At 61.1% G+C, this 25,565-nt stretch carries 29 protein-coding genes and 1 tRNA gene; 12 read left to right on the top strand and 18 right to left on the bottom strand.

What is annotated here, in order from left to right:
• Window positions 1-73 precede the first annotated feature (73 nt).
• Window positions 74-1,042, bottom strand: coding sequence for an SDR family oxidoreductase (locus FZX09_RS04500; protein WP_226400522.1), 969 nt, complete (start codon window positions 1,040-1,042; stop codon window positions 74-76).
• 32 nt (window positions 1,043-1,074) lie between these two features.
• Here FZX09_RS04500 and FZX09_RS04495 point away from each other — a divergent pair, with 32 nt between their 5' ends.
• Window positions 1,075-1,242 carry a serine protease inhibitor gene (locus FZX09_RS04495; protein ID WP_226400520.1) on the top strand — a complete coding sequence of 56 codons (168 nt, stop codon included), beginning with the start codon at window positions 1,075-1,077 and terminating at the stop codon, window positions 1,240-1,242.
• A gap of 3 nt (window positions 1,243-1,245) precedes the next feature.
• On the opposite strand, the gene FZX09_RS04490 is transcribed toward FZX09_RS04495, so the two are convergent.
• Window positions 1,246-1,641 (bottom strand): HNH endonuclease, encoded by a 396-nt coding sequence (locus FZX09_RS04490; RefSeq protein WP_226400518.1) that lies wholly within the window; start codon window positions 1,639-1,641, stop codon window positions 1,246-1,248.
• A gap of 161 nt (window positions 1,642-1,802) precedes the next feature.
• Between FZX09_RS04490 and FZX09_RS04485 the strand changes: the two genes are divergently transcribed.
• Window positions 1,803-3,407, top strand: a complete 1,605-nt coding sequence (locus tag FZX09_RS04485; RefSeq protein WP_226400516.1) for a DEAD/DEAH box helicase — start codon at window positions 1,803-1,805, stop codon at window positions 3,405-3,407.
• Here FZX09_RS04485 and FZX09_RS04480 read toward each other — a convergent pair.
• The 3 genes from FZX09_RS04480 to FZX09_RS04470 are packed head-to-tail and all read right to left on the bottom strand — an operon-like array spanning window position 3,362 to window position 4,700.
• Window positions 3,362-3,700, bottom strand: coding sequence for a hypothetical protein (locus FZX09_RS04480; RefSeq protein WP_226400514.1), 339 nt, complete (start codon window positions 3,698-3,700; stop codon window positions 3,362-3,364). The two genes, FZX09_RS04485 and FZX09_RS04480, sit on opposite strands and share 46 nt — an antisense overlap.
• A 43-nt stretch (window positions 3,701-3,743) precedes the next feature.
• A complete protein-coding gene (locus tag FZX09_RS04475) occupies window positions 3,744-4,154 on the bottom strand; it encodes a DUF6554 family protein (protein ID WP_226400512.1) in 411 nt (136 codons plus the stop codon).
• 33 nt (window positions 4,155-4,187) lie between these two features.
• Window positions 4,188-4,700, bottom strand: coding sequence for an AbrB family transcriptional regulator (locus FZX09_RS04470; protein WP_226400510.1), 513 nt, complete (start codon window positions 4,698-4,700; stop codon window positions 4,188-4,190).
• A gap of 84 nt (window positions 4,701-4,784) precedes the next feature.
• Here FZX09_RS04470 and FZX09_RS04465 point away from each other — a divergent pair, with 84 nt between their 5' ends.
• Window positions 4,785-5,108, top strand: coding sequence for a chemotaxis protein (locus tag FZX09_RS04465; RefSeq protein ID WP_226400508.1), 324 nt, complete (start codon window positions 4,785-4,787; stop codon window positions 5,106-5,108).
• 38 nt (window positions 5,109-5,146) lie between these two features.
• Window positions 5,147-5,365 carry a hypothetical protein gene (locus FZX09_RS04460; protein ID WP_226400507.1) on the top strand — a complete coding sequence of 73 codons (219 nt, stop codon included), beginning with the start codon at window positions 5,147-5,149 and terminating at the stop codon, window positions 5,363-5,365.
• 352 nt (window positions 5,366-5,717) lie between these two features.
• Here the strand turns inward: FZX09_RS04460 and FZX09_RS04450 are convergent.
• Together FZX09_RS04450 and FZX09_RS04445 are read right to left on the bottom strand one after the other, a co-directional pair.
• A tRNA-Gly gene (locus FZX09_RS04450) sits at window positions 5,718-5,789 on the bottom strand.
• Window positions 5,790-5,821: 32 nt separating this feature from the next.
• On the bottom strand, window positions 5,822-6,970 hold the full coding sequence (locus tag FZX09_RS04445) for an alanine--glyoxylate aminotransferase family protein (protein ID WP_226400505.1): 1,149 nt from the start codon (window positions 6,968-6,970) through the stop codon (window positions 5,822-5,824).
• A 38-nt stretch (window positions 6,971-7,008) separates the two neighbouring features.
• Between FZX09_RS04445 and cbiD the strand changes: the two genes are divergently transcribed.
• Genes cbiD through mrdA form a run of 5 tightly spaced genes read left to right on the top strand, consistent with a single transcriptional unit; the run spans window position 7,009 to window position 12,580 of the window.
• Window positions 7,009-8,115: a cobalt-precorrin-5B (C(1))-methyltransferase CbiD gene (gene cbiD / locus FZX09_RS04440; protein WP_226400501.1), complete on the top strand. Its 1,107-nt coding sequence runs from the start codon at window positions 7,009-7,011 to the stop codon at window positions 8,113-8,115.
• A 32-nt stretch (window positions 8,116-8,147) separates the two neighbouring features.
• A complete protein-coding gene (gene guaA, locus FZX09_RS04435) occupies window positions 8,148-9,734 on the top strand; it encodes a glutamine-hydrolyzing GMP synthase (protein ID WP_226400499.1) in 1,587 nt (528 codons plus the stop codon).
• 57 nt (window positions 9,735-9,791) lie between these two features.
• Entirely contained in the window at window positions 9,792-10,403 is a 612-nt protein-coding gene (locus tag FZX09_RS04430) for a hypothetical protein (protein WP_226400496.1), read from the top strand.
• A gap of 9 nt (window positions 10,404-10,412) precedes the next feature.
• Window positions 10,413-10,796 (top strand): hypothetical protein, encoded by a 384-nt coding sequence (locus FZX09_RS04425; protein ID WP_226400494.1) that lies wholly within the window; start codon window positions 10,413-10,415, stop codon window positions 10,794-10,796.
• Window positions 10,793-12,580, top strand: coding sequence for a penicillin-binding protein 2 (gene mrdA, locus FZX09_RS04420; RefSeq protein WP_226400492.1), 1,788 nt, complete (start codon window positions 10,793-10,795; stop codon window positions 12,578-12,580). Before FZX09_RS04425 ends, mrdA begins: the two co-directional genes overlap by 4 nt.
• Here the strand turns inward: mrdA and FZX09_RS04415 are convergent.
• The 4 genes from FZX09_RS04415 to FZX09_RS04400 form a co-directional block, all read right to left on the bottom strand.
• Window positions 12,577-13,722, bottom strand: coding sequence for a glycosyltransferase family 1 protein (locus tag FZX09_RS04415; protein WP_226400490.1), 1,146 nt, complete (start codon window positions 13,720-13,722; stop codon window positions 12,577-12,579). The two genes, mrdA and FZX09_RS04415, sit on opposite strands and share 4 nt — an antisense overlap.
• Window positions 13,723-13,735: 13 nt before the next feature.
• On the bottom strand, window positions 13,736-14,932 hold the full coding sequence (locus FZX09_RS04410; protein ID WP_226400488.1) for an NAD-dependent epimerase/dehydratase family protein: 1,197 nt from the start codon (window positions 14,930-14,932) through the stop codon (window positions 13,736-13,738).
• Window positions 14,933-15,006: 74 nt separating this feature from the next.
• On the bottom strand, window positions 15,007-15,180 hold the full coding sequence (gene psb34, locus FZX09_RS04405; protein ID WP_226400486.1) for a photosystem II assembly protein Psb34: 174 nt from the start codon (window positions 15,178-15,180) through the stop codon (window positions 15,007-15,009).
• Window positions 15,181-15,267: 87 nt separating this feature from the next.
• A complete protein-coding gene (locus FZX09_RS04400; RefSeq protein ID WP_226400484.1) occupies window positions 15,268-16,098 on the bottom strand; it encodes a thiazole synthase in 831 nt (276 codons plus the stop codon).
• A 51-nt stretch (window positions 16,099-16,149) separates the two neighbouring features.
• On the opposite strand from FZX09_RS04400, the gene FZX09_RS04395 reads away from it, so the two are divergent.
• Entirely contained in the window at window positions 16,150-16,695 is a 546-nt protein-coding gene (locus FZX09_RS04395; RefSeq protein WP_226400482.1) for a hypothetical protein, read from the top strand.
• 36 nt (window positions 16,696-16,731) lie between these two features.
• Here the strand turns inward: FZX09_RS04395 and FZX09_RS04390 are convergent, their stop codons facing one another.
• The 3 genes from FZX09_RS04390 to rpmI are packed head-to-tail and all read right to left on the bottom strand — an operon-like array spanning window position 16,732 to window position 17,863.
• Complete coding sequence (locus FZX09_RS04390; protein WP_226400480.1) at window positions 16,732-17,250, bottom strand: hypothetical protein; 519 nt, start codon at window positions 17,248-17,250, stop codon at window positions 16,732-16,734.
• A gap of 11 nt (window positions 17,251-17,261) precedes the next feature.
• Window positions 17,262-17,609 carry a 50S ribosomal protein L20 gene (gene rplT / locus FZX09_RS04385; protein WP_226400478.1) on the bottom strand — a complete coding sequence of 116 codons (348 nt, stop codon included), beginning with the start codon at window positions 17,607-17,609 and terminating at the stop codon, window positions 17,262-17,264.
• Window positions 17,610-17,665: 56 nt separating this feature from the next.
• Window positions 17,666-17,863, bottom strand: coding sequence for a 50S ribosomal protein L35 (gene rpmI, locus FZX09_RS04380; RefSeq protein ID WP_006852081.1), 198 nt, complete (start codon window positions 17,861-17,863; stop codon window positions 17,666-17,668).
• 57 nt (window positions 17,864-17,920) lie between these two features.
• On the opposite strand from rpmI, the gene FZX09_RS04375 reads away from it, so the two are divergent.
• Window positions 17,921-19,480: a SpoIID/LytB domain-containing protein gene (locus FZX09_RS04375; protein WP_226400476.1), complete on the top strand. Its 1,560-nt coding sequence runs from the start codon at window positions 17,921-17,923 to the stop codon at window positions 19,478-19,480.
• A 24-nt stretch (window positions 19,481-19,504) separates the two neighbouring features.
• Window positions 19,505-20,824 (top strand): glycosyltransferase family 2 protein, encoded by a 1,320-nt coding sequence (locus tag FZX09_RS04370; protein WP_226400474.1) that lies wholly within the window; start codon window positions 19,505-19,507, stop codon window positions 20,822-20,824.
• 53 nt (window positions 20,825-20,877) lie between these two features.
• Here the strand turns inward: FZX09_RS04370 and FZX09_RS04365 are convergent, their stop codons facing one another.
• The 4 genes from FZX09_RS04365 to clpP all read right to left on the bottom strand — a co-directional run bounded on the left by FZX09_RS04365 (window position 20,878) and on the right by clpP (window position 25,548).
• Window positions 20,878-22,767, bottom strand: a complete 1,890-nt coding sequence (locus tag FZX09_RS04365) for a DNA polymerase III subunit gamma/tau (RefSeq protein ID WP_226400472.1) — start codon at window positions 22,765-22,767, stop codon at window positions 20,878-20,880.
• Between the two features lie 23 nt (window positions 22,768-22,790).
• Window positions 22,791-23,429 carry a lecithin retinol acyltransferase family protein gene (locus FZX09_RS04360; RefSeq protein ID WP_226400470.1) on the bottom strand — a complete coding sequence of 213 codons (639 nt, stop codon included), beginning with the start codon at window positions 23,427-23,429 and terminating at the stop codon, window positions 22,791-22,793.
• 4 nt (window positions 23,430-23,433) lie between these two features.
• Window positions 23,434-24,783, bottom strand: a complete 1,350-nt coding sequence (clpX, locus tag FZX09_RS04355) for an ATP-dependent protease ATP-binding subunit ClpX (RefSeq protein WP_226400468.1) — start codon at window positions 24,781-24,783, stop codon at window positions 23,434-23,436.
• A 90-nt stretch (window positions 24,784-24,873) separates the two neighbouring features.
• Window positions 24,874-25,548, bottom strand: a complete 675-nt coding sequence (gene clpP, locus FZX09_RS04350; protein ID WP_226400466.1) for an ATP-dependent Clp endopeptidase proteolytic subunit ClpP — start codon at window positions 25,546-25,548, stop codon at window positions 24,874-24,876.
• Window positions 25,549-25,565: the final 17 nt, after the last annotated feature.

Raw genomic sequence — 25,565 nt, 5'->3', positions numbered from 1 at the left:
ATCGAACTGAACCTCTCCCGTTTCCTTGAGGATGTCGGGCTTTCCCAGCCTGAGGAAGACGAGGACTTCGATTTCAACCGTTGGCTGATCGAGGGGAAGAACGCAGGTCAGATGGAGTGAGTTTGTCTTGGTTCAAGCAATCCTGCAGCCCGACGCGGAAGTTCGGATGCAGCAACGCGTAACCGAGCTCGTGGCAGAGCTTGTGGTTACTGACGCGGCGGTTCTCGCTCCAGAACGACTGAGCCATCGGACTCATGCTGTCCACGATCTGGGCGAACGGCTCCAGTGGCGGCAGGGCACAACCCAATAGGGCTGCCGCATGTCGCATCAGCTCGGCTGTGGGAGCCGGGAGGTCATCCACCACATTCACGACGGCTCTGTTCAACTCAGTCCTGTCGCCCACGGTCGCTGGAGCTCCCTGCTCAGCGCGATGCATGAGGTGCCAGCAGGCCCCGGCGATGTCCTCCACGTGGATGCGACAGAACACCTGGCCGGGCTTGTCAATCAAGCGTGCACGACCTTGCTCTAGGCCGTTGAGCACCGATCGGCCCGGGCCATAAATGCCTGGCAGACGCAGAATCTGGATCGGCAGACCTGAGCGCAACCAAGTTTTTTCGCAGTTGAGGCGGCGCATGCTGCGGTTCAGCGCCGGCGCTGGGTCGTCCTGCTCCGACACCCAACGGCCCTGACGATCGCCGTAAACCCCTGTGGTGGAGAGATAGCCCGCCCAACGCAGCGGCAGGTTTCTGAGCGTTGGCAGCAGCTTCGACAAGACCGGATCGTTGCCTTCGCGATCCGGGGGGATGGTGGACAGCAGATGGGTTACGCCCTCCAGGACAGCGGGGTCGAGCTGCTCTTGACCGTTGCTGTCGAAGAGTAGATCTGCCTCGGCAGAGTCGAGGGAGCGGCGGGTGCAGAGCACCGGTGTTCCAAGTGCTCGAGCCAGGTTGGCCAGACAACGTCCGCTGTATCCGCCGCCCAGCACCAGCAGCTTCGCCTCAGCCGCCAGCGGCTGCGACCGCTTGACAAGATCGGCAAGCATCAGTACACCTGTATTAGATCAAATGTACTGTCGTGACGTCGTCGTCTCTCCATCGCTCCCGCTCCGGGGCCATTGTGCTCCGGGCCATCCTGACGGCTGCCCTGCTCGCAAGTGCTGTGGTGCTGGCGCCTGAAGACCCTGGTGTTCAGGCCTCCATTTGTCAGCGGCACCACTCCTCCGATGTCTGCCGAGTTTGGTGAGCCTCAGGCAGCCTGAGCCGCGATCGAGATGTCGTTCGGCTCGTTGATGGGCTGATCCGGTTGGGCCCACTGCAGCAGGCGAACGGCGAGTCGCAGGTCGCCATCCATCCAGGCCCGAATCGCCATGGCGCGGCGTGGGTCATAAAAGCGCTGTCGCCGGTACCAGTCGAAAACGTCGGCGTCAGATTTGCGGCCGTTGCAAGACAGACACGCCGGCACACAGTTTTCAGTAACGCTTGACCCCCCTTTGGACTGGGGGTGAATGTGATCAATTGATTCAGAAGGTTTGCCGCAGTAAATGCAACTTTGACCGGTAAAAGTGTGAAGAGACTGTCGCCATCTTCGGACGCGTAATTTGGGGCAGAGTTCGTCGAGAAAAACCGCGTCCCTGCTATGCATCCGAATGCATCGGTTGTGATAATTCTGCCTTGAACGAAAGGGCAGTCAATGTGTCGAGCGCTGCATTTTCGACAATTTTTTGTTCTGAGATGTGAATCTTGATCCCGGCGCTTGCGCGCTGATCTGAGTTCACTAAAGTGATTGTTTGTGGGGGGCTGCTGGTGCCGTCAAATCCCACATTGACTTGCTACCTGGATCTCTCTACAGCAGGACTGATCCGCGTGGTAAGCCCGTTTGATGCGGTGACCCAGTCCCAGTTGCGTCGGATCAAGCCCAGGGGGCGTTGGATCGGCCCCGGCTATGGCTGGGATTTCCCATTGGCCGCCGCTGGTGCACTTCAGCAGGCCCTCGGGCGCCGTTTCCCTGTCAGCTCTGCTTTGCAGCAGTGGCTTGATTGGTGCCAGCACCCCCTGCCCCCGCTGCCCCCGCACCGGACCCTTGTGGCCGCAGCAGATCTTGACGAAGCTCTGCAGGATGGTCGACGGCCTCTGCGTCATCAACGCTCTGGTGTCCGTTGGCTCCTGGCCCGTCGCGGCGCCGTTCTGGCCGATGAGATGGGGCTAGGAAAGACCCTTACGGCTCTGTTGGCGGCCCGTGCCCTGATGCGCTGCGCTGAGGTGCGGTTGCTTGTGGTGGCTCCCGTTGGTCTGCATCCCCACTGGCGCCGGGAATCAGAGGCCCTTGGGGTTGAGCTTGAGTTGGTGAGCTGGGCTCGCCTGCCCGACACCCTCCCGCCAGCGGGAACGCTTCTGGTGGTGGATGAAGCGCATTACGCACAGTCACTTCAGGCGCAGCGTACGGCTGCTTTGCTGCGTCTAGCCCGTCATCCCCGCCTGCGGGCGATCTGGATGCTCACGGGAACCCCAATGAAGAACGGTCGTCCGTCCCAGCTGTATCCCCTGCTTGCGGCCATGGACCATCCAATTGCGCGGGATCAACGCCAGTTCGAGGAGAGGTATTGCCAGGGGCACTGGCGGGAGGGTCGAACCGGTAAACGCTGGCAGGCTTCCGGAGCCAGTCAGCTGGAGGAGCTGCGTCGCCTGAGTCGACCGTTGATCCTGCATCGCCGCAAGCAGCAGGTGGTCGACCTTCCTCCCAAGCAGCGAAGTCTTCACCCTGTGCTGCTGTCGGAGGCTGAGCTCACAGGCTTCGATCATCGTGTTGAGCTGGTGCTGGATGACTACCGACGTCGGGCCCGTCTCGGAGAGGTGCGACGGGATGCTGAGCATCTGGCTCTCCTCACCTCCATGCGTCAGATCGCTGCGGAATTCAAATTGCCGGAGGCCCAGCAGCTGGTTGAGTCACTGCGCCGGCAAGGGGAGGCGGTGGTGCTGTTCAGTGGCTTTGTGGCCCCATTGCAGTTGTTGCAGCAAACCATCGGCGGCGAGTTGTTAACCGGTCGCCAGCGCCCTGCTGAACGTCAGGAGAGTGTGGATCGGTTTCAGCAGGGTCAGAACGATTGTCTGCTTGCCACCTTTGGTACCGGTGCTCTCGGCTTCACCCTGCACCGGGCCCGTCATGTGGTGTTGTTGGAACGCCCCTGGACGCCAGGCGACCTCGACCAAGCCGAAGACCGCTGTCATCGTTTGGGGATGGGGGATGGCTTGACTTGCCATTGGCTGCAGCTCGGCGCAGCGGATCAGCTGGTGGATGGTTTGTTGGCGAGCAAGGCGGAACGGATCGAGGTGTTGCTGGGGCCTCGGCGCTTGTCCCTGCAACGTCAATCACTCTCCGCCATGGTGCGGGATTGTTTGCAGGTGCTCTGACGCACCTGCAGTTCGTGCTGCAGCATTGGGTCGACCGGCTGGCTCGACCGCTTCAGCAGCGACTGTGCCAACGAGACGTCTTCGCAGGCTTTGGCTTGATTGCCAAGCAGGGTCAAGACAAGGGCGCGGTCCCGATGCAGATCGGCCTGATCTGGTGTCTGCTCGATGGCCTCATCACAGCGTTCAACCATCAGCTTCAGGTCATCCATGCGGAAGTTGCCGAGGCAACTGGAGACGAGTGGCGTCGGTGTGTTAGCAGGCGTCGCGGGTTGCTTGCTTTGGCAGCCAGCCATCAACACGGCAGCCAGGAGAGTCAGACCCAGAAGCCATGAAGGATCAGTAGCTGTAGCGCGTGGTGTCTTCGGTGCTCTCGATGGTGCTTTCGGTGATGGATGAGGAGTTTCCAAGGGTGGCAGCGGTGGCTGGTTGGGTGTTCCCGCCGAACAGATCACCAAGGAACTGGCCACAGTCGGGGAAATTGCCGGGGTCCTGGACGACGCCTTCCGTAATCATCACTGAGGCATGTTCCGGGGATGTTTTGAACAGGCCACTGCGCTGGCGTTTGATTACGGCGTAAGCGGCTTTCCAGCTCACCTCGTGGTCGTTGCCGCTGGACCGCAGGAAGCAATAAATCTTGGCGCCCTTCTCTTCAGTGGGTTCAGCCGCTTGTAGGGCGGGGGTAACGCCGCTGAGAGCGCTTACCAGGGCCGCGGCAGACACAACCAGCGATGACCTGATGGGACCCATGACGTCAGTTGTGGAGTGGCCCCAAGGTATCGATCAGCCCCCGGCTGTCGAGGGGACGATCAGTCGAACTACCAACGGCAGCACCAGCAGCACGGTGATCAACCGAACGGCATGGAGGGCGGCCACCGCGGCACCAACGCCGAATTCAGCACCGACAAGGCTCATGCCACTGATGCCACCCGGGGCAGCGCCCAGCAAGGCCACGATCGGATCAATGCCGAGCAAGCGGCTGGTCCACAGGCCGACGACCAGTCCTGTCAGCACCAGCGCCAGGGTGATCAGAACTGCTGGTTTCCAGAGGAGTTGCAGTTGTTCCAAGGACGTTCGCGTCAGGCCGGTTCCGATCACGGTGCCGATGCCGATCTCAAGAACGGTGCGTGTTCCCGCTGGCCATGTGGCTGGTTCCAGCTGGCCGCTCATGCTGACAATGCCAGCACCCAGCAGGGCACCTGCCAGAGGTGCAGCGGGAATGCCGCTGAACAGAGCCAGCAGTCCGATGGCGGTTCCAGCCAACAGGTAGAGCGCCAGCGTTGCCAAGGAAGGCATCGGTCTCGATCGCGTCATGTCAGCTTGATCTTGAGACAGCGGCGCTCCTGTGTTGTCATCAGCGCATCCACCAGCTTTTCGGTGATGACGTCCTCCGTGTCCTTTCGGATCACCCGCACTGCGGAAGATCTCGCTCAAACCATCACGGCTCTATCGCAGCGCTTGGTGAAACTGGAACAGCGTCAGGAAGCTCTTGAGCTCCAACTGCGCCAGCAGCAGAAGGATCTGAATGCTGTCCCTGACGAAGAGATCTCCACTCTCGAAGGCGTTGAAGCTCTGTTGCGAGAAACGCGGGAGCTGTTGGAGAGCACAGCTCCGATGCCAGAGGCTGAAATGTCTGAAGAGTCCTCCCAGAACCACGCTTGGGGTCAGGAGGACGAAACAGAAGAGAGTCGCGATGTCGCATAGGGGTGGCGCGCGGTGCCAAAATAAAAAGAAAGGCAACTATGGCGACCACCATCCCTGCCTCTAGTGCTTGTGCTTCACGCACATTGCATGGCATGACCATTTTGACCCGTTCAGGTTTCCTTGAAGGTGGGCATCAGCTCGAGAAGTTGGAGTTCGCGCTCGCCCTCGCTGAAGCCAAAGGCGATCAACCCCGCTGCTCTCAGTTAAGGGATCGGATTGCGGATCTGGGGGGCAACGCTGAAGAACCTGGTACTTGAGCTAAACCCAAGGAATTGAACAGTTGTTGTTCGGCAACTCCGCAGACGTGTGTTATGTGGTCTAAATATCAATCAGAGCTACTCTTATGTTGATAAGTGAGCTCGAACGTTGACCCTGACGTTTACGAAAACAAAAAAATCTGAGACGTCTGCTCAACAACGTCAGGATCACGAATCAGCTGCGTATGCCTTGTTCGCCAGGGCTCGCCAATATGCTGAGGATGGCCGAATCAATGAGGCAGGTTCGTTGATCTTGCAGGCCTTGAATCATGAACGACGCGCTGGATCTGCCGGCCCCCAAGTTCTTCAGCTCATCAAGCCTCGCACTTGATAAGCGATTGAAATTTTCTCAAGCGGGTGACCGGATTCGAACCGGCGACGTTCAGCTTGGGAAGCTGACATTCTACCACTGAATTACACCCGCAAAGAGGCGAGATCGCTCTCACCACTTGTGTTTTAGCCAAGAGCAGCGGAGGCTGCAGCGACCCCTGCTCCCATGCTTCCTTTGTGCAGGTCAAGGGACTGAAGGGTGGATTCAATCGCAGCGACGGCGGTCAGAACATCCCGGTCGCAGACATAGCCGAGATGGCCGATGCGGAACACCTGACCTTTCAGGTGGTCTTGTCCTCCAGCGAGAAGAATGTCGAATTTCTCCTTGACGGCTTTGCGCAACTGTTCTGCATCGATGCCTTCGGGGGCCACTGCGGTGATCGCCGGGCTGCCGTAACCCTCGGCAGCAAATAGGGGCAGGCCCATTGCCTTCATGCCCGCCTGGGCGGCGGTGCGATGGCGGGCGTGGCGGGCAAAGATCGCCTCCAGGCCTTCCTTCTGCATCATCTCCAGAGCAGCTTCCAGGCCGAAGTAGAGGTTCACTGCCGGTGTAAAGGGGTTGCTGTCTTTCGCAGCTGTTTTCCGGTAGGGGCCCAAATCCAGATAGAACTTGGGCAGATCTGAGCGCTCGTAGGCCTCCCAGGCCTGTGCGCTCATGGCCACAAAACTCAGGCCTGGGGGAAGCATGTAGCCCTTCTGAGCACCTGAAGCGACGACATCCAGTCCCCACTCGTCCATCGGCACGTTGGTGGCACCGAGGCTGGTGACGCAGTCGGCCAGGGTCAGCGCTGTGCCGTGGGCCTTCACGTGACGGGCAATGCTTTCCAGGTCATTGATCACCCCTGTCGAGGTTTCCGAGTGGGTGAGGATCACGGCCTTGATCGCTTTGGCGCTGTCGGCTTCCAACGCTGAGCGGAAGGCCTCCGGATCGAGGGGCTGGCCCCACTCCGCCTTGATCACCTCAACATCGAGTCCGTAGGCGCTGGCCACCTTGACCCAGCGTTCGCCGAACTTGCCGTTGTCACCGCAGAGCACCTTGTCGCCGCGGCTGAGGGTGTTGATGATTCCCGCTTCCATGGCGGCGGTACCGCTGCCGGTGATCACCAGCACGTCGCTCGTCGTCTGGTGCAGCCACTTCAATTGTTCGGTGGTGCGCCGCACGATGGCCTGGAATTCCCCGCTGCGGTGGCCAATGGGGTGACGACCCATGGCCTTTAACACTGTTTCCGGCACCGGGGTGGGGCCCGGAATCATCAGGGTGAGCTTGTCCTGCATGGCGCGGGGGATGCCAATCGGCGACTCTAGAAAACAGCTTGTCCGGTTCCATCGCCCCCTCCAGACCTGGATTGACCCTGCCGGTGTGGGTGGCGGCGGCGGCCAAGGCGGCCCTGCAGGTATTGCTTGGTGGGCCGTTTAACGCTGAGCAGCAGTTGAATCAGGGGTCGGATCGACCCTCTTTGCAGGTGCCTGTTAGCTCGGCAGCCCCCTTGGCGGATGGCCAAGCCCTGGGCATCAGCCGTTGTGATCCAGGGTCAGGCCTCGATCTGACGCGGGATCTTGAGGTCTGGGTTCGGGTGGCCTGGATCGTCGCATCACAGCCGGTGCTCGAGCTGCAGGCCGGAGAAGGGGTGGGCCGTTTTGGGCCTGAGGGCGACGTTTGCCTCTCAGGTTTTGCCCGTGAGCTTTTGGAGCGGAACCTGCTGCCTCTATTGCCGCCCGGTCGGGGCTTGCTGGTGCAGCCGATTCTTCCGCAGGGCCGCACCCTTGCCGAACGCACTAGCAATGCCGCCTTCGGGGTTGTGGATGGTCTGGCCTTGATCGGCACCCAGGCGGAGGTGCAGCGCAGCGCTGCACCGGATCAATTGCAACAGGTGTTGGCGGACCTGAGGGCGCTCGCCGCGGATCACGCGTTTCAGGGACGCCTCGTTCTGGTGATTGGTGAGAACGGCTTGGCTCTGGCCCGCCAGCAGGGTCTCGGGCCCGTGCTGAAGGTGGGGAACTGGTTGGGGCCGGTGTTAGTGGCCGCGGCGGAGGCTGGTGTTCATGATCTGCTGCTGCTGGGTTACCACGGCAAATTGATCAAGCTGGCCGGCGGAATCTTTCACACCCATCACCACCTGGCCGATGGCCGTCTGGAGGTGTTGGTGGCCCTGGGCCTGGATGCCGGCTTGTCGGCAGCCCAGTTGTTGCAACTGCGCGGCGCCGCCTCTATTGAGGAGGCCTTTCAGGCAATGGATGCCGATCAAGCCAGGGCCATCGGCCAGCATCTGGCCGCGATGGTGGAGCAGCGCAGTCAGTCTTATGTGGCCCGCTACGGCGCGTGGCCGATACGGATTGGTGCCGCCCTGTTCGACCGCAGCCGCACCCTGCGCTGGTGGGGACGGGAGGGGGAGAAGCGCTTCTTTACATTGAGTGATTGACGCTCGTCAGCGAGCAATACCTCCAAGGATTGATGTCCCAGCCCTCGTCCGACACTCAGCGTCAGCCGGCCATCGTCATTCTTGATTTCGGGTCCCAGTATTCGGAGCTGATTGCCCGACGCGTGCGCGAGACCGAGGTGTTTTCGGTGGTGCTCGGCTACAGCACTTCGGCGGAGGAGCTGCGACGCATGGCTCCGAAGGGAATCATCCTCAGCGGTGGCCCGAGTTCCGTATATGCCGAACATGCGCCCTTGTGCGATCCCGGCATTTGGGATCTGGGCATTCCCGTGCTGGGGGTTTGCTACGGGATGCAGCTGATGGTGCAACAGCTCGGTGGAGTTGTTGAGGCCGCCACGGGTAAGGCCGAATACGGCAAGGCGCCCCTCGAAGTGGATGACCCGACGGATCTGCTCACCAATGTCGACAACGGTTCGACGATGTGGATGAGCCATGGCGACTCGGTGAAAGCGCTGCCGGAGGGGTTTGTGCGCTTGGCTCACACCGCCAACACGCCGGAGGCGGCGGTGGCGCACCTTCAGCGCAAGCTTTATGGAGTGCAATTCCATCCCGAGGTGGTGCATTCCAGCTGCGGCATGGCTTTGATCCGCAATTTCGTCTATCACGTTTGCGGCTGTGATCCCGATTGGACCACCGCGGCGTTCATCGAGGAGGCTGTAGGCCTGGTTCGGGAGCAGGTGGGCGATAAGCGTGTCCTGTTGGCTCTATCCGGAGGAGTTGATTCCTCCACCCTCGCCTTCCTGCTCAAGAAGGCGATCGGTGATCAGCTCACCTGCATGTTCATCGACCAGGGCTTCATGCGGAAAGGTGAGCCCGAGTTCCTCATGGACTTCTTCGATCGGAAGTTCAACATCCATGTGGAGTACATCAATGCTCGCCAGCGGTTCATCGGCAAGCTGAACGGCATCACCGATCCGGAAGAGAAGCGCAAGATCATCGGCACCGAGTTCATACGGGTGTTCGAAGAGGAGAGCAAGCGGCTCGGACCCTTCGATTACCTGGCCCAGGGCACGCTCTACCCCGATGTGATCGAAAGTGCTGGCACCAATGTTGACCCCAAGACGGGCGAACGCGTTGCCGTGAAGATCAAGAGCCACCACAACGTGGGTGGTCTTCCCAAAGATCTTCAGTTCAAGCTTGTGGAGCCCCTGCGCAAGCTGTTCAAAGATGAAGTGCGCAAGGTGGGTCGCAGCCTCGGCCTGCCCGAGGAGATCGTGCGCCGCCATCCCTTCCCGGGGCCTGGTCTGGCCATCCGCATCTTGGGTGAAGTCACCGATGAGAAGCTGGATTGCCTGCGCGATGCCGACTTGATTGTTCGCCAGGAAATCAAGGAGGCAGGGCTGTATCACGACATCTGGCAGGCCTTTGCTGTGCTGCTGCCGGTGCGTTCCGTCGGTGTGATGGGGGACAAACGCACCTATGCCTGGCCGATCGTGCTGCGATGTGTGTCCAGTGAGGACGGCATGACCGCCGATTGGTCCCGCCTTCCATACGACCTGATGGAGACCATCTCCAATCGGATCGTGAATGAGGTGAAGGGGGTGAATCGGGTGGTGCTCGACATCACCAGCAAGCCCCCCGGCACGATCGAGTGGGAGTGATTCACGGCTGGCGACGGCCCTACATCACCGATACCTTGGGCCACCGGCCTTTGGGATATGACGGCGACACAACAGCAGGACGTTCAGCTGCAGCGTCGGTTGCAGCAGGACAGCATCCAGCTGGGTGGTCGCACGATCTATCTGAACCCCTTCCTCTATTGGCGGCGGTTCGACAGCAACACCGATCGCTGGCTCCGGGAGCCCGGCCAGCTGACGGAGGATCAGATCACCGCCAATCGCAGCCGGTTTTACCCCGAACTTGACTGGGGTCAGTTGGATGATCACGCCACCGCAGTCCACGATGGCGCTGTGGAGATGTTCCTCAAGAGCCTTGAGCTGATCAGCACCTTTCATCCCGAGCTGGGATCTGGGCAAATGCTCGAGGTGGAACGCAAGATGACGATCACCAAGAAGCGGGCCTTCGAACGTTGGGTTGACAAGGCGATCCGGCGGCGTCAGCGCGATGAAACCCGTGAGAATCGGCGTTTTGAGCGCAGCCGCTTCTGGAGTGCCTGGCGTGAGTGGATTTTGCTGGACACCACACAGAAAGCCTTGGTGCCTATGGCGATGTTGATAGTGCTCAGTGGGGTGATGGGCTGGTCCCTGGCGGCGGACCGTTCAGCTTGTCCAACATTGGCGCTTCCTTCGGGACAGACTGGGGTTCGTTGATCTGGCCCCATGGCCGCTGATTCCAACTCCGACAACCCGCTCGACCAGTTGCGTCTGTCGCTGATGCAGGACGTGCTTCCTGTTGGGCTGGCCGTACTTGAGAGGGCCCGGCAGGGTGGTCCCGGCAAAGTGGTGGAGGTGTTTACGGCGGGGTCGGAGGACCCCATCGCAGATTTGCGTCAGGAGGGCGAGCCCGTGGCGCGCGATGTGCGAGAACAGCTGGATACCGTGAGCCCCGGACTGGGTAATCCGGTGATGCCGGTTTCGGTCTCTGTTGACGAACCAGCAACGGTTGAACAGGACGGGCCTGACGACTTGCTGCCAACTCTGCGGCGGATTGAAGAGCGCCTTGAGGAATTGCGCCGTCGCTTGCCAGCGCAGCAGCAGGAATGACCCGTTCCGCACAGCAGCGTCAGACGGGTCTGCGTCAGCAACCTCTTGTGCTGCTGGTGTTGGTGCTGATGTTTTGCAGTGCCATGGTCAGCCGCCTGGTTTGGATGCAGCTTGTGGAGGGGTCGCGCTTTCGCGAATTAGCGGACGAAAACCGCATCCGTCTGGTGCCCCGCTCGCCGATCCGCGGTCGGTTGCTCGATCGCAAAGGCCGGGTGCTGGCCACCAGCAAACTCACCTACTCCCTTTATCTCGAGCCGCGTCTGGTCAGCGATGACGACTGGCCTGATCTGCGGGATCGCCTGGCACGACACCTCAATTTGAAGCCTGATCTGCTCGATCAGCGCCAGCAGAAGGGCCTGGATCGGGATGGTTACCGCACCACGTTGGCCCTGGATCTCAAGCCTGAACAGGTGCTGCGCTTTCGTGAACAGGCTCTCGGGTTGCGGGGAGCCCAGGTGGATGTCGACATCCTCCGCTCCTATCCCAACGGAACCCTGGCGGCCCACGCCCTCGGTTACACCCAGCCCATCACGGAAAACGAATTCGAAATTCTGGCGGAGAAGGGCTACAAGATCCGCGACCGGATTGGTCGCACGGGTGTGGAAGCCGCCTATGAGAGCTATCTGCGCGGCAAATGGGGTGGCCAGATGCTCGAGGTGAATGCCATGGGCGAAGTGCAGCGCAACCTGGGCGATCGACCTTCCCAAGCAGGAAAAGATCTGGTGCTCACGCTCGATCTGGATCTGCAGCGGGTGGCGGAGCAGGTACTGGCCGACAAGCCCGGTGGCTCTGTGGTGGCGTTGGAGGCGGCCACGGGTGCCGTGTTGGCTTTGGCCAGCCGTCCCAGCTTTGATCCGAACTTTTTCTCCAAGCTGATAACCACCCAGAAGGAGTACGACGCCCTCTTCTCCAATCCGAAGAAACCGTTGCTGTCCCGGGCCATGAATCCCTATGACCCCGGCAGCACCTGGAAGCCGGTGACGGCGATGGCCGGCATGGAGTCCGGCAAATTCCCGCCCAACACCAAGCTGCACACCAAGGCCTGCATCACCTATGGCGGCCACTGCTTCCCGGATCACAACGGAGCTGGTTTCGGTCACATCGGCTATGCCGATGCCCTGCGCTTTTCCAGCAATACCTTTTTCTACCAAGTGGGGGTGGGAGTCGGCTCCAAAGCGTTGAAACAGGCCGCTGATCAGCTGGGCTTTCAGCAGAAAACCGGCATTGAGATCGGCTGGCAAGAGAGCATTGGGCTGGTGGGGGATGAAGATTGGGCCGCCCGTGGTCGCGGCTGGACCGAACCTGGTACCAGCCCCTGGATCCCAGAGGACATGGCCAGTGCCTCCATCGGTCAGTCCGTGGTGCAGATCACCCCCCTGCAGCTGGCCCGCGCCTATGCGGTGTTCGCCAATGGCGGCTGGTTGGTGACGCCGCATCTCGCCGCCGGTGACATCGACTGGATGAGCCCCGAGCACCGCACTAAGGTGGCGATGAAGCTATCAACGTTGCAGACGATCCGGGAGGGCCTGCGCAAAGTGGTGGAGGCCGGAACCGGTGCTGGCCTGAATGGGCCTGGCATTCCTCCGGCCGCTGGCAAAACGGGAACGGCAGAGGACAGCACGGGAGGTCCGGATCACGCCTGGTTCGGTTGTTATGCCCCCTATCCGGACGGCAAGATTGTGGTGGTGGCCTTTGCCCAAAACACCCCTGGAGGTGGATCGGTGCATGCTCTGCCTATGGCCAAGAAGGTGCTGGCGGAGTGGAAGAGGACCCGGCAGCGCTAGGCGGCCGTGAGTTGAGGCGTTGACAGCACCGTGCGGTAGTAAGCCCGCAGTTGTTCGGTGGCACCTGCCCAGCCCCAGCGCTCGGCTTCGGTACGGGCTGCAGTGCGCAGACCCTGTCGTTCCAGGTCGTTCCCCAGCAGACGGCGGGTGGCTTCGATCAGGCTTGCAGCGCCGCCATCCGCGCCGTCGGGTTCATAAAGACAGCCGTTAACGCCGTCGCTGATGATGTCGGGAATGCCACCACGGTTGGCGCCGACCACGGGACAACCGGCCGCCATGGCTTCCAGGAGCACCAGCCCCAGCGTTTCTGTGCTGGAGGGGAAGAGGAAGGCATCGCCGCTGGCATAGGCTCCTGCCAGGTCTTCCCCGGCGAGATAACCGACGAAGGTGGTGGCAGTTCCTTCGAAGTGCTTCTCCAGTTGTTGGCGGTGGGGACCATCCCCCACCAGGGCCAGCCGTGCATCGGGGAGGGCCTCCAGAACGGGGCGGATCCGTTCGATCTGCTTCTCTGCGGAAAGGCGACCGACGTAGAGCAGCAGGGCACCGCGGTCGTCATGCCCCCCGAGAAGTCGCTGGCGTAGTTCCGGGCTGCGCAGTTCGGGACGGAACAATTCAGTGTCGACGCCTCTCTGCCACAGATCGGTGTGCTGAATGCCCTTGTCGCTGAGCTCCTTCACCATGGCGGTGGAGGTGCACAGATTCAGCAGGGCCTGGTTGTGGGCGGCTTTGAGCATTTCCCACAGGAGCGGCTCCAGCATGCCCAAGCCGTAATGCTCGAGGTATTTGGGCAGATGGGTGTGATAACTGGCGATCAGAGGAATGCCCTTGTTCTTCGCGAGCCAGATGCCGCCGAGACCCAGCACCGCCGGGTTTACAACGTGGATCAGATCGGGCTGAAACGAATCGATCGCCTCCGACACCGCTGGGCGTGGCAAGGCCAGTTTGAGCTCCGGATAGAGCGGCAGCGGCATTGCCGGCACGCCAATTAGGCGTGCACCCATGTACTCATCCGGACAGCCTTCCGGACAGAAGACCACCACCTCATCGCCGGCGTCCACCAGATGCGTCACCGTCTTGGTCAGACGGGTGACGATGCCATCGACCTTCGGCAGGAAGGTTTCGGTGAAGAAGGCGACTTTCAAGGATGAAGCTCGATCAGGAGGCGGTGCCGATGGCCTGGGCCTGGGTTTTGGTCCAGGCGGAGGTGCAGAGGATGCGGTTGCGGTCGCAACGGTCGGCATAGCGGGTGGCAATCTCCACCACCTCCTTCAGCAGGCCGTCATCAAGGGTCGTGGGGTTGAGGCCCAGTTCGATGAAGCAGCGATTGTCCACGATCAAATCGTTCTCAACGGCCTCGTTACGGGGGTTGGGCAGGTTGTTGACCTGAGCACCGGTAATGGCGGCCACCTTCTTGGCCAGTTCGCCCACCTGATGGCTTTCGGTCATTTGGTTGAAGATCTTCACCCGCTCTCCTTGTTCAGGAGGGTTCTCCAGCGCTAGCTGAACGCAGCGCACGGAATCGCGGATGTGGATGAAGGCGCGCGTCTGGCCTCCGGTGCCGTGAACGGTGAGCGGATAGCCGATGGCGGCTTGCATCAGGAAGCGGTTCAGCACTGTGCCGTAATCGCCGTCGTAATCGAATCGATTGGTGAGCCGCGGGTCACGGTCGGTGGCATCGGTGTTGGTTCCCCAGACGATGCCCTGGTGCAGGTCGGTGATGCGGACCTTGTCGTTCTTGTTGTAGTAAAGGAAGAGCAGCTGATCGAGCGTCTTGGTCATGTGATAGACGCTGCCGGGGCTTGCCGGGTGGAGGATTTCCTCCTCAAAGCGGCTGCCGTCGGGCTGGGGCACTTCCACCTTCAGGTAGCCCTCTGGGATGGTGGCGCCGCGGTGGGAGCCATAGCCGTAGACGCCCATGGTGCCGAGATGCACCACGTGGATGTCCTGACTGCTTTCAACGATCGCGGCTAGCAGGTTGTGGGTGCCGTTGACGTTGTTGTCGACGGTGTAGCGCTTGGTGGCGCTGCTCTTCATCGAATAGGGCGCGGCCCGCTGTTCCGCGAAGTGGACCACCGAATCCGGGCGTTCCTCCAGCAGCAGATCCAGCAACCTTTGGTACTCATGGGCGATGTCCATGTGGACAAACCGCATCGGCTTGCCGCCGGTCTCCTCCCAGGCTTTGAGGCGCTCGCCGATGCTCACGATCGGAGTCAGCGACTCAACTTCAAGGTCGATATCGATCTTGCGACGGCTGAGGTCATCCACGATCAGAACATCGTGGCCCTGATCCGCAAGGTTCACCGCACAGGGCCAGCCGCAGAAGCCGTCACCGCCGAGAACGAGAACTTTCACCCCAAACTCCTGCTGGAACGAGCGTGATGCTCACTCTTGGCAAGCTACTACAGGGATTTTCAGTGTGAACTGTTTCAGCTGATGGCGATGGTCACCGCCACCATGGAAGCCACCAGCAATCCACCGGTGACCAGCATCATCATTGAGCTGCGGTTGCGGCTTTGGCTGGAGGCGACGTCCATTACCTCCATACGTGGCTCTTTGGCGAAGGCGTTGAGACGACCGCCGTCTTCGGTGGTGACGGACATGGGTCCAATGCGACTGGTCGGACCTTATGAGTCCAAATGCTTATTGCCTGCCTTTGTGAAGCAGGCTTGACCACACTTCATTTCTCTTCACTTCATCGGGGGTGACTGCACCAGACCTGTGGTCGGTGAGCTGGCAGAGGCCTGATCCCTCCGAGGCAAGCGCCCGGAGAGGTGGGCGGTCCGCCCAGCCATCACCGCCTGGCCCATGGCCTCGGCCATGGCTGCGGGGTCGCCGGCCAGGGCGATAGCGCTGTTGACCAGGACGGCATCGGCGCCCATTTCGAGGGCCTGTGCCGCCTCGCTCGGAACACCAATGCCGGCATCCACCACCACTGGCACCTCAGCGTTTTCGATAATCAAACCGATGTTGGCGGCATTGTTGAGTCCCTGGCCTGAGCCGATTGGAGAGCCCAAAGGCATCACCGTGGCGCACCCGACTTCTTCCAGCCGTTTGGCCAGTAGGGGATCTGCATTGATGTAGGGCAGAACCGTGAACCCTTCCCTCACCAATTGTTCTGCAGCGTTCAAGGTGCCTATCGGATCGGGCAGAAGATGTCGGGAGTCCGGAATCACCTCCAGCTTCACGAAGGTGTTGTCCTCCTGCCCCGCCAGCTTGGCGAGTTCCCGTCCAAGCCTGGCGACGCGCACCGCTTCTTCGGCATCGGTGCAGCCCGCCGTGTTGGGCAGCATCCAGATCCGCTGCCAATCAATCGCTTCCATAAGGCCCTCATGGCCTGCTGCAACGGTCTGCACCCGGCGCACAGCCACGGTGACCATGTCGCAGCCGGATCGCTCGATGCTCTGCTGCATCGATTCCATTGATGGATATTTGCCTGTTCCCGTGAACAGGCGGCTGTTGAACTGACGCCCATCAATGATCAGGGGGTCGGAGTAGGGGAAGGGGAAGGGCGAATCCATGACGCGTCTGAGCAAAAGGGCCTACCGTTCCTTCATCATCCATCGTCTTCCATGCCGTTCCTGCTTGCCATGGATCTTCCGGCTGGCAGCCAGGTGCCGTTTCGGACCAATCCCCAGTTGCCCCTGGATCCGATTCAGCTGGCGGTTCCTCTGGAACTCGATGAAATCGAAGTGGAGAGTTTCGACCCGGTCGCACGCGCTCTTGAACTGGCTGCATCTCTGCCTCGTCAATGGTGCGGCACGTTTGACCCCTTTGATGGCAATCCCACCGTTGATGTCACGTTGGACATCACTCAAATGACAGCCATGGGCCAGATGGTGGATCTCCGGGGAACGATGACCCTTGGCTCCGTCACCACACCGGTTCAAGGCAATCTCCATGCCAAGTCGGATCAGCTTGATCTCATCCCATTGGCGGATCCTCTGATTGCGGGCCTTGAGCCTGGCGGTGTCTTCCTCGGCCTGCAAATGTTCAGTCCCACCAGCTGGCAGGCGCCTCGTCTCATCAACGTGGCCAACCCCAGCAGTGGAGTGGGCGGACGTTTGGCCATGACCAGCGGCTGTCAGGAGGAGCCTCCTGTTCAGCCGCTCTGGTGACCACATCTTTTATGGCACCAACTGGTTTTAAGGAACTCAGTTGTTCCGACGTTTGAGTTTCTTCAACCCTTTCTTTGCGGTGGCGTTGTCGGGTTCCAGCTGAAGTGTCTGCTCGTAGAGGGAGATCGCTTCAGCATCCTTAAGTAGCTTTTCCTGGGCAAAAGCCAGGTTGTTCAGGGCGACGGGATAGTCCGCTTTCGCCTTCAGAGCCAGCTTGTAATGCTTGGTGGCACTGGAGTAATCCTTTTGTGCGGCCAGAGCAAAGCCGAGCGCATTTTCAATCAGCGCACGGGCATCATCAGGCTCACTACTCAGGCGTTTCAGTGCCTGCTTCAAGGTGGCAGCTGCCTGCGGATACAGCCGCTTACGCAGTTGAACTGATCCAAGCTCATAGAGGTCAGACGCCTGTCGCGAAGAGGCTGTGTCGGATTTCTCGAGTTCAATCAGCCGTGCTTCGTCACGGCGCACACGAAAAAATTGACGGCCCACCACCACCGCAACGATGGCAAGCAGGCCGACCAGGCCCAGCAGGTAGGTCTGGGGCAGCAGGTTCACGGTTTGAAAATTCAGCTCTTGGCTGCAGTCACGACATTGGTGAAGCTGCCGGGGTCAACGACCGCCAGTTGAGCCAGCATCTTGCGATTCAGCCGCACATCTGCCTTTTTGAGGCCGCCCATCAGACGGCTGTAGCTCACACCATTCAGGCGGGCAGCAGCGTTGATGCGTGCAATCCAAAGGCGACGGAAATCCCGCTTGCGACGACGACGATCGCGGTACGCATTGCAGAGGGCTTTCATCACCCGCTGGTTTGCTGTACGGAACAGGGTTCCGTTGCCACCACGGAAGCCACGGGCCAGCCGCAGGATCTTGTTGCGGCGTTTACGGGCGACGTTGCCTCTCTTGACGCGGGCCATGAGGTTGGAAGGGTTGGATCAGGTCTTGTTGAACGGTCTCGTCTGAGCAGCTGTGCTCAGGCGTAGGGCATCATCAGGGTCACGCGCTCCTCATCGGTGCGGTCCACCACGGCCTTGGTGGCCAGATGACGCTTCTGCTTGGGGGTTTTGTGGTCCAGCAGGTGGTTCCGGAAAGCGCGACGACGCAGAAATTTGCCAGTGCCGGTTGCCTTGAACCGCTTTGCGGCAGCTTTGCGGGTCTTCAGCTTGGGCATTGGTCTGCTCGTTCGGACACAAACGTCAACAATACGTCCCGACGTGCCCCCTGCTGAATGATTCGGCTCCTGACGCTCACATTGCTGCTTTGCATGGGTCTGGGCTGCCGCGCCCGCGAGCCGGTTGATGCTCTGCAAAATGCTTCGACTAAGCCCGCTGTGGTGGAACCGGTTCAACGGGTGACTCACCGTTCCGTCGATGAACCACCGCCGGTTGATGGTCTTGAGCCTGAGCTCTGGGTGGCTTTGGAGGATCACCTCGGTGCCACGGAAACCGCCGCTCCCTTAAATCTCCGTGCCTTTGCTGGATCACTCAGCCTTCGCGACGCCACTGGGGAGTTAGGCAGTGGTTCGGGTTTCGTGATCACCTGGCAAAGAGTTCCTTTGGCCCGTCCGCTGAAGTTGGCTCGCCGGATCGCAGGTCCCTACGCCAGCTTTGAATCGGCCGATCGTGTCGCCTCCCGTTGGGGTGCTCTTGGGGTTGCGGCCGAGGTGGCCCATCCCAAGGAATGGGAGGTTTGGGCGCCGGAGGGTTCGCCTTTGCCGGAGGGTTTGGCCGTGCGTGATTGGCAAGGCACCCTCACTAACACCGTCGAACCGGTGTTGCAGACGCCGGAGGGTGGACGCCCCCTGCAAGGGTCTGTCTTGATTGAGGCCTCGGATGGGCTGCTCTGGGCGGGTGGACGCTTTGAGGGGCCCTTCCGCTTGCAACGCGATGCTTATGGCAGTTGGACCCTTGTGGAGCAGATGCCGGTGGAGCGCTACCTCGAGGGGGTGGTGCCCCATGAGATCGGTCCCGGTTCGCCGATGGCGGCGTTGCAGGCTCAGACCGTTCTGGCACGCACTTGGGCTTTGGCCAATAGCCATCGCTTCAGCATCGATGGCTATCACCTTTGCAGCGACACGCAGTGTCAGGTCTATAGCGATCCCCGCCATGCGGGAGCTGCTGTGCGCGAGGCGATTGCAGCCACGCAGGGCAAATTGCTCAGCCTGAACAACCAGCCAATCAGCGCGGTCTATCACGCCACCAATGGCGGGGTGATGGCCGCCGGGCCAGAAGCCTGGGCCATGCAGCCGACCATTTATTTGCGTCCGGAACCGGATGGGGACGAGGGCTGGAGCAGCCGTCATTCCTTGCCCCTGCAGAAGCGCCAGGCGGTGCAAGCGTTGCTGGCGGATCGCGACGGGGCCTATGGCCAGCGGCACCCCCGCTTCCGCTGGACGCGAACACTCTCCGCTCCGGCCTTGCGCCAAGCACTTGGAGCAGCCGCAGACCCGCTGATTTCTCCTTTGCGGTTGAAGGTGCTTGAGCGGGGCGCTAGCGGCCGGGTACTGGCTCTGCAGATTTCAGGGAACGGCGCCGCCGCTCCGGTTACTCTCAAATTGGATGCAATCCGGCGCACCTTACGCACACTTCCAAGCACTCTGTTCGTGTTGGAGCCTCAGGGGATTGAAAGCTGGCTGGTGCAGGGTGGTGGCTTCGGCCATGGAGCTGGTTTGTCACAGGCTGGGGCTATCGATCTGGCCTTGCGTGGCTGGCCCGTGGAGCGGATCCTGAGCCATTACTACCCAGGGACTGTCTACGGCCCACACTCAACACCAATGCACTCCCCTTAAAGTCCTCCCCACCTGGGCAGCTGGATGAGCTCGAACGCCACATCGGGTGATCACCGTCGGGTGAAGTCGGCAGCTTTCCTGTTCGCCTGCGGATGTGCTGGCGCTGCTCCCCACTGGCTGGACTCAGCCCGTTCGCTCTGGCCAGCCATCAGCCTTGCCTTGATGCTGGGGGGATATGGGCTGCGTTCCGTCATGCGCGGGCAGCTGGTGCGTGGGTCAGCGGATTCCGTGCCGGCGATGGATCCGGCGAAGCTTCCCAGCCTTGATGTGGTGGTGGCCGCCCGCGACGAAGAGGCGGTGGTGCCGCGTCTGGTGGAACGTCTCACTTCGCTGCGTTATCCATCCGGACAGCTCACTACCTGGGTGATCGACGACGGCAGTCTTGATCGGACCTCTGAGTTGCTGGACGATCTGGCCACCCAGCACCCTGAACTGAATGTCATCCATCGCCAGCGCAATGCTGGTGGTGGCAAGTCGGGTGCGCTCAACACCGCCTTGGATCGACTTAAGGGTGAGTGGCTGTTAGTGCTTGATGCAGATGCCCAGTTGCAGGACGACTTGCTCGAGCGTCTTGTTCCCTACGCCCTGGAGGGTGGCTGGTCGGCGGTGCAGCTGCGCAAGGCTGTGATGGATGCCGATCGCAATTGGTTGACCCGATCCCAAGCGATGGAGATGGCTCTGGATGCGGTGATCCAGTCGGGCCGACTGGCCAATGGAGGGGTGGCGGAGCTGCGGGGGAACGGACAGCTGATCAATCGCTCGGTGCTCGAGTCCAGTGGCGGTTTCAACGAAGACACCGTCACCGATGACCTAGATCTCAGCTTCCGCCTGCTGACCAATGGGGCCTTGGTGGGATTGTTGTGGGACCCTCCGGTTCAAGAAGAGGCGGTTCCTGGTTTCCAGGCCCTGTGGAAACAACGGCAGCGCTGGGCGGAAGGCGGATTGCAGCGCTTCTTTGATTACTGGTCGGTGCTGACGTCGGCCCAGCTCAGTCTTCGCCAACGTTGGGATCTGACGGTCTTTTTTCTGCTCCAGTACGCCCTGCCGGTTGTGTCCTTCGCTGATCTGAGCACGGCTCTGATCACCCGAAGCGTGCCGGTCTACTGGCCCTTGTCTGTGGTGGCCTTCAGCGTTTCGGGTCTGGCCTATTGGCGCGGCTGTCGCGGTGGCAGCGAGGGGCCGGATATCCCTTCAGCGAGCCTGGCCAATCTCCTTGTGGCGATTGCCTATCTAGGTCACTGGTTTGTGGTGATTCCCTGGGTGACGCTGCGAATGTCAATGCTCCCTAAACGTTTGGTCTGGGCCAAAACCAGTCATGGTAATGAGCATCCGGCTCAGGCCTGAGGTCGTTGCCTGTTGGATGGCATACCGGGGAGGGGTTACGTCTCAAAGTTCACTTAGTTGACGTCATCAACGTCGAGCACCTGACCGTTAAAGAAGTCCGCCAGGTTGCGGGCTTGACGATCCAGGCCTGAGGAAGGACTGGGTTGAACCCTTGATTCTGCTGTTGCAGGTGCCGGGTTGGCCTCCAACTGTTTGGCTTGGGTCTGCGGGAGTTCTGGCGCTGGCACTGGAGCTGGCGTTGGCGTTGCTGAGGGCGCCGGAGTTGGGGGCTGGACTGCAGCTGAGGCTGTTGCGACCGGGGCTGTTGCGATGGCCGGTGCGATCGGTGGGGGTGTGGTCGGTGGAGTAATTAATGGCGTTGTGACCTGGGTTGTTGCCAGCGGAGGTGGCATGGCGCTGTTGCTGGCCTCCAGCACCAGCTGCCTGGAGCCTCCAAGCGCTTTGGCCACGGCCTGTTCCAGCAGGGATGCCCGGCTCTGCACCATCCCCATCCAGTTGCCTGCCACCTGCACGACGGCGCGGTTGGCATCCAGGCGCACCAGTTGGGCCTGCTGCGACAGCAGCATCCGGGTGGAGGGCAGTTCGAGACTGCCCAGGATCTGTTGCCATAGCTCGGGCAGGTTGGTGCTGGTTGCTGGGGCAGGGGTGGAGACTGTCGGCAGTTCCGGTGATGGCGCAGGTATCGGGCTGGGGGTGGGCGCCTCGATTGCAGGGGCTGCTGCAGGGGCTGTGGCGGAAGGAGTGGGAGCAGGAGGGGCAAGTTGCGTTGTCGGTGGGCTTGCTGCTGCCGGTTGCGTTCTCGTTGGTTGTCTTGAGACTGGGGCTGCCTCTGTGGGTTGAGCCGCCACCGCTTCCGCCAGCAACCCCAAGAGCAGAACTTCCAGCCACAAGCGCGGCTGCACGCTTTGGCGCAGTTGTTGCTCGGTGCCGCGCAGCTGGGCCTGCCATTGCAGCAAGCGGGCCCTGCCGATGGCTTTCGCGAGGGCGGGCAGCTGATCGCGGAACTGGGGTGAAACGCTGGTGAGCTCCATTCGGTCTGGAGCGGCGGCCATCAACACCAGATCCCGCAGCATCCCGGCTAGACCCTGCAGTACGGCCCCGGGATCCCGACCTAGGTCCAGCAGGTTACGGGTGGCCTCCAGCAGTTGCACCGGTTCGGCGCTGCTCATCGCCCCCACCAGCTCCAGCAGCTCTTGTTCGGGCACGGCCCCCAGTAGATCCCACACCGCAGCGGCTTCGATCGGTGGTGGCAACAGACTCAGCTGATCCAGCAGGCTTTCAGCGTCCCGCAGGCCTCCCTGGGATCGCTGGGCTACCACATGAATGGCTTCAGGTTTGATGTTGATCGCTTCCTGTTCAGCGATCCAACTCAGATGAGTGTTGAGGGCATCGAGCGGAATGCGCCGGAAATCAAAGCGTTGGCAACGGCTGAGGATTGTCGGCAGCACCCGTTGCGGGTCGGTGGTGGCTAGGACGAACACCACCTGTGGTGGTGGTTCTTCGAGGGTTTTCAGAAGGGCGTTGAACGCTGCGGTGGAGAGCATGTGGCACTCGTCCACCACGTACACCTTCCAGCGGGCCTGCACCGGTGCGAAGCGCGAGCGTTCGATCAGTTCGCGAATGTTGTCGACGCCGGTGTTGGAAGCGGCGTCGATCTCGATCACATCCAGGGCTGTGCCGGCAGCAATCGTTGTGCAAAGCTCGCAAGTTCCGCAGGGTTCCGGTGTCGGCCCCTCGCTGTTCAGGCAATTGAGCGAGCGGGCCAGGATGCGGGCGCTGGAGGTTTTGCCGGTGCCACGGGGTCCACTGAACAGGTACGCCGGAGCAATCCGATTGCTGGTGAGGGCGTGGCCGAGGGTGGCGACAATCGCCTCCTGCCCCACCAGCTGATCAAAGCGCTGGGGCCTGTATTTGTGATGCAGCGGCTTGTAGGCCGAACTCATGCGCCGCGAGCGTTGAAAGGAGATTACTCAGAGGATTCCGAGCTTGGAAGGGCGGGAGGCTGTTCCAGCAGGGCATCAATCCGATGTTTCAGGTCTTCGACGGCGGCCAGTTCATCGGCCAGGCTCTGGCCCGTTAGCAACAGCCGGCGATCGGGTCCTTTTCCGGCCTGTTCCAGGAGGCCTTCCAATTTGCGCAGCAGCGAGAGGCGCAAGCGTTCCAGCTTCTCCACCCCACGCTTGGCCATCGAGCGGGCATCGTCATCGAGCAGGCCCCGTTGCACAAGGAGTTCCAGTCCCTTCATCAGGGCTGATGGCATCAACCCGCTCCAGTTGCGCGCTCGCTCCAGCACGGAGTCCACTTGGCCGCTGCGATGACGTCCGGTTTTGCACCAGGTGGCGAAGTGCTCGCAGTTGTTGAACAGCAGGTTGTAGTCCTGTTCACCCAGGCGTCCCATAGCCCGCCGCAGGGTCACACCCACTGGAGAAGCTTCGGCGTAGTTGATCACCTGTAGCGGTTGCCCCTGGCTGAATTCTTCCAAGGGGCTGCGCAGGATTTCACGTCCTTCCAGATAATGGGCAACGCTGCCGTCGCCGAGGTCGATGCCGTGGTGGTTGAACAGGCCGTGCTGACGCGGCACCTCCAGGTGTTCAGCGGCAGCCAAGGCTTCAGGCGGTCTTCTGTTGGTCCGTGCCAGGCAGGGGGAGCACCTTCCCGCCCGTGTGTTCCTCCACCATCGCTCGGGTAACGGTGAACTCCTTCACCGATGTCTGCGAGGGGAGGTCGTACATCAGATCCAGCATCAGTTCCTCAACGATGCCGCGCAGGGCGCGGGCACCGGTCTTGCGTCGGTGTGCCTCCTGGGCGATCGCTTCTATGGCGTCATCGGCGAACTGCAGTTGCACGTTGTCCATGCTCAGCAGGGTGCGGAACTGCTTCACTAGGGCATCGCGAGGCTCGGTGAGGATCGATTGCAGGGCGCTTTCGTCCAGGGGTTCCAGCACGGCACTCACTGGCATCCGGCCGATGAATTCGGGGATCAGGCCATAGCGCACCAAATCATCCGGCTCCAGGTGCCGTAGCACCTGGGCGGCCTGAAGGTCGCGGTTGGCGCGGCTGCGTCCACGGCCGTCGCTGGGCATGAAGCCGATTGCATTGCGCCCCATACGTTTCTGCACCACGTCTTCCAGGCCGACGAAGGCACCACCGCAGATGAACAGGATCTGGCTGGTGTCGATCTGGATGCAGTCCTGATAGGGGTGCTTACGGCCTCCCTGGGGTGGCACGTTGGCAACCGTGCCCTCGAGCATTTTCAGCAGTGCCTGCTGCACACCTTCGCCGGATACATCCCTTGTAATCGAAGGGTTTTCGCTCTTGCGGGCGATTTTGTCGATCTCATCGATGTAGATGATGCCCCGCTGGGCCTGGTCCACATCCATGTCGGCTTTCTGCAGCAACCGCAGCAGAATGTTTTCCACGTCCTCACCCACATAACCCGCCTCGGTGAGGGTGGTGGCATCGGCCACGGCGAAGGGCACATCCAGCATCTCCGCCAGGGTCTGTGCCAACAGCGTCTTGCCGCAGCCGGTGGGTCCAATCAGCAGGATGTTGCTCTTGTGCAGGCGGGTGGCGGTTTCTTCGGTCTCACCGTTGCCATCTCCCTGCCAGGCCAGACGTTTGTAGTGGTTGTAGACCGCCACCGACATCACCTTCTTTGCGGAGTCCTGGCCGACCACTTGCTGATCCAGGAAGCTTTTGATGTCCTGGGGCCGGGGAATGGAGGCCAGGGTCGGGGCCGGTTTGCTGCTCTTGCGAGCAGCCGGTGTCGCCTTGCGGCTCGGTTCATGGCTGTGGCGTGGGTTGCCCTGGCCATCCACCAGCTCCTCATCCAGGATCTCGTTGCAGAGATCGATGCATTCGTCGCAGATGTAAACGCCGGGTCCGGCTATCAACTTGCGCACTTGATCCTGGGATTTCCCACAGAACGAGCACTTCAGATGGGCGTCGAACTTGGCCATCGAACGCTGGGCACCACACAGGAGAAAAACTCAGGAATCAACCGATGGGGTCTCCCTGAACACACAGGATCGAGAACGGAAGGGCGTCTGTCAGCCTTCCGTAATGATTCCTCCGTCCTCGGAACTGTCCACCACTCGATCGATCAGGCCATATTCAACCGCTTCTGCCGGAGAAAGGAAGTAGTCGCGGTCGGTGTCTTCCGAGATCTTGTCGAGCGGCTGGCCGGTGTGGTCCGCCATCAGCCCGTTCAGGGTTTCCTTGAGATAAAGGATCTCCTTCGCCTGAATCTCGATGTCCACTGCCTGGCCCTGGGCACCACCGAGGGGTTGGTGGATCATGATCCGGGCATTGGGCAAGGCGAGACGCTTGCCCTTGGTGCCCCCGGAGAGCAGAAAGGCACCCATGCTGGCGGCGAGGCCATAGCAGATGGTCACCACGTCAGGGGCGACCTGCTGCATCGTGTCGTAGATCGCTAGGCCAGCGGTGACGGACCCTCCCGGTGAGTTGATGTAAATCTGAATGTCCTTTTCAGGATCCTCGGCTTCGAGGAACAGCATCTGCGCCACAAGGGCATCGGCAACGGCGTCATCCACACCTGTACCCAGGAAGATGATTCGCTCTCGTAGCAGGCGGGAGTAGATGTCGAAGGCACGGTCTCCGCGACCGGACTGTTCAACAACCGTGGGCAGTGGCCCCGGTGCCGAGACCGGCATGGCGGCCCGCCAGCGGTTCTGGATGGGGTGGTGACTACGGGCGTCGATCACGCGATCGGTATGCGGTG

The sequence above is a fragment of the Synechococcus sp. MU1643 genome (assembly GCF_020514095.1).
Taxonomy (GTDB): Bacteria; Cyanobacteriota; Cyanobacteriia; order PCC-6307; family Cyanobiaceae; genus Parasynechococcus.
This window is presented reverse-complemented; position numbering and strand designations above follow the sequence as displayed.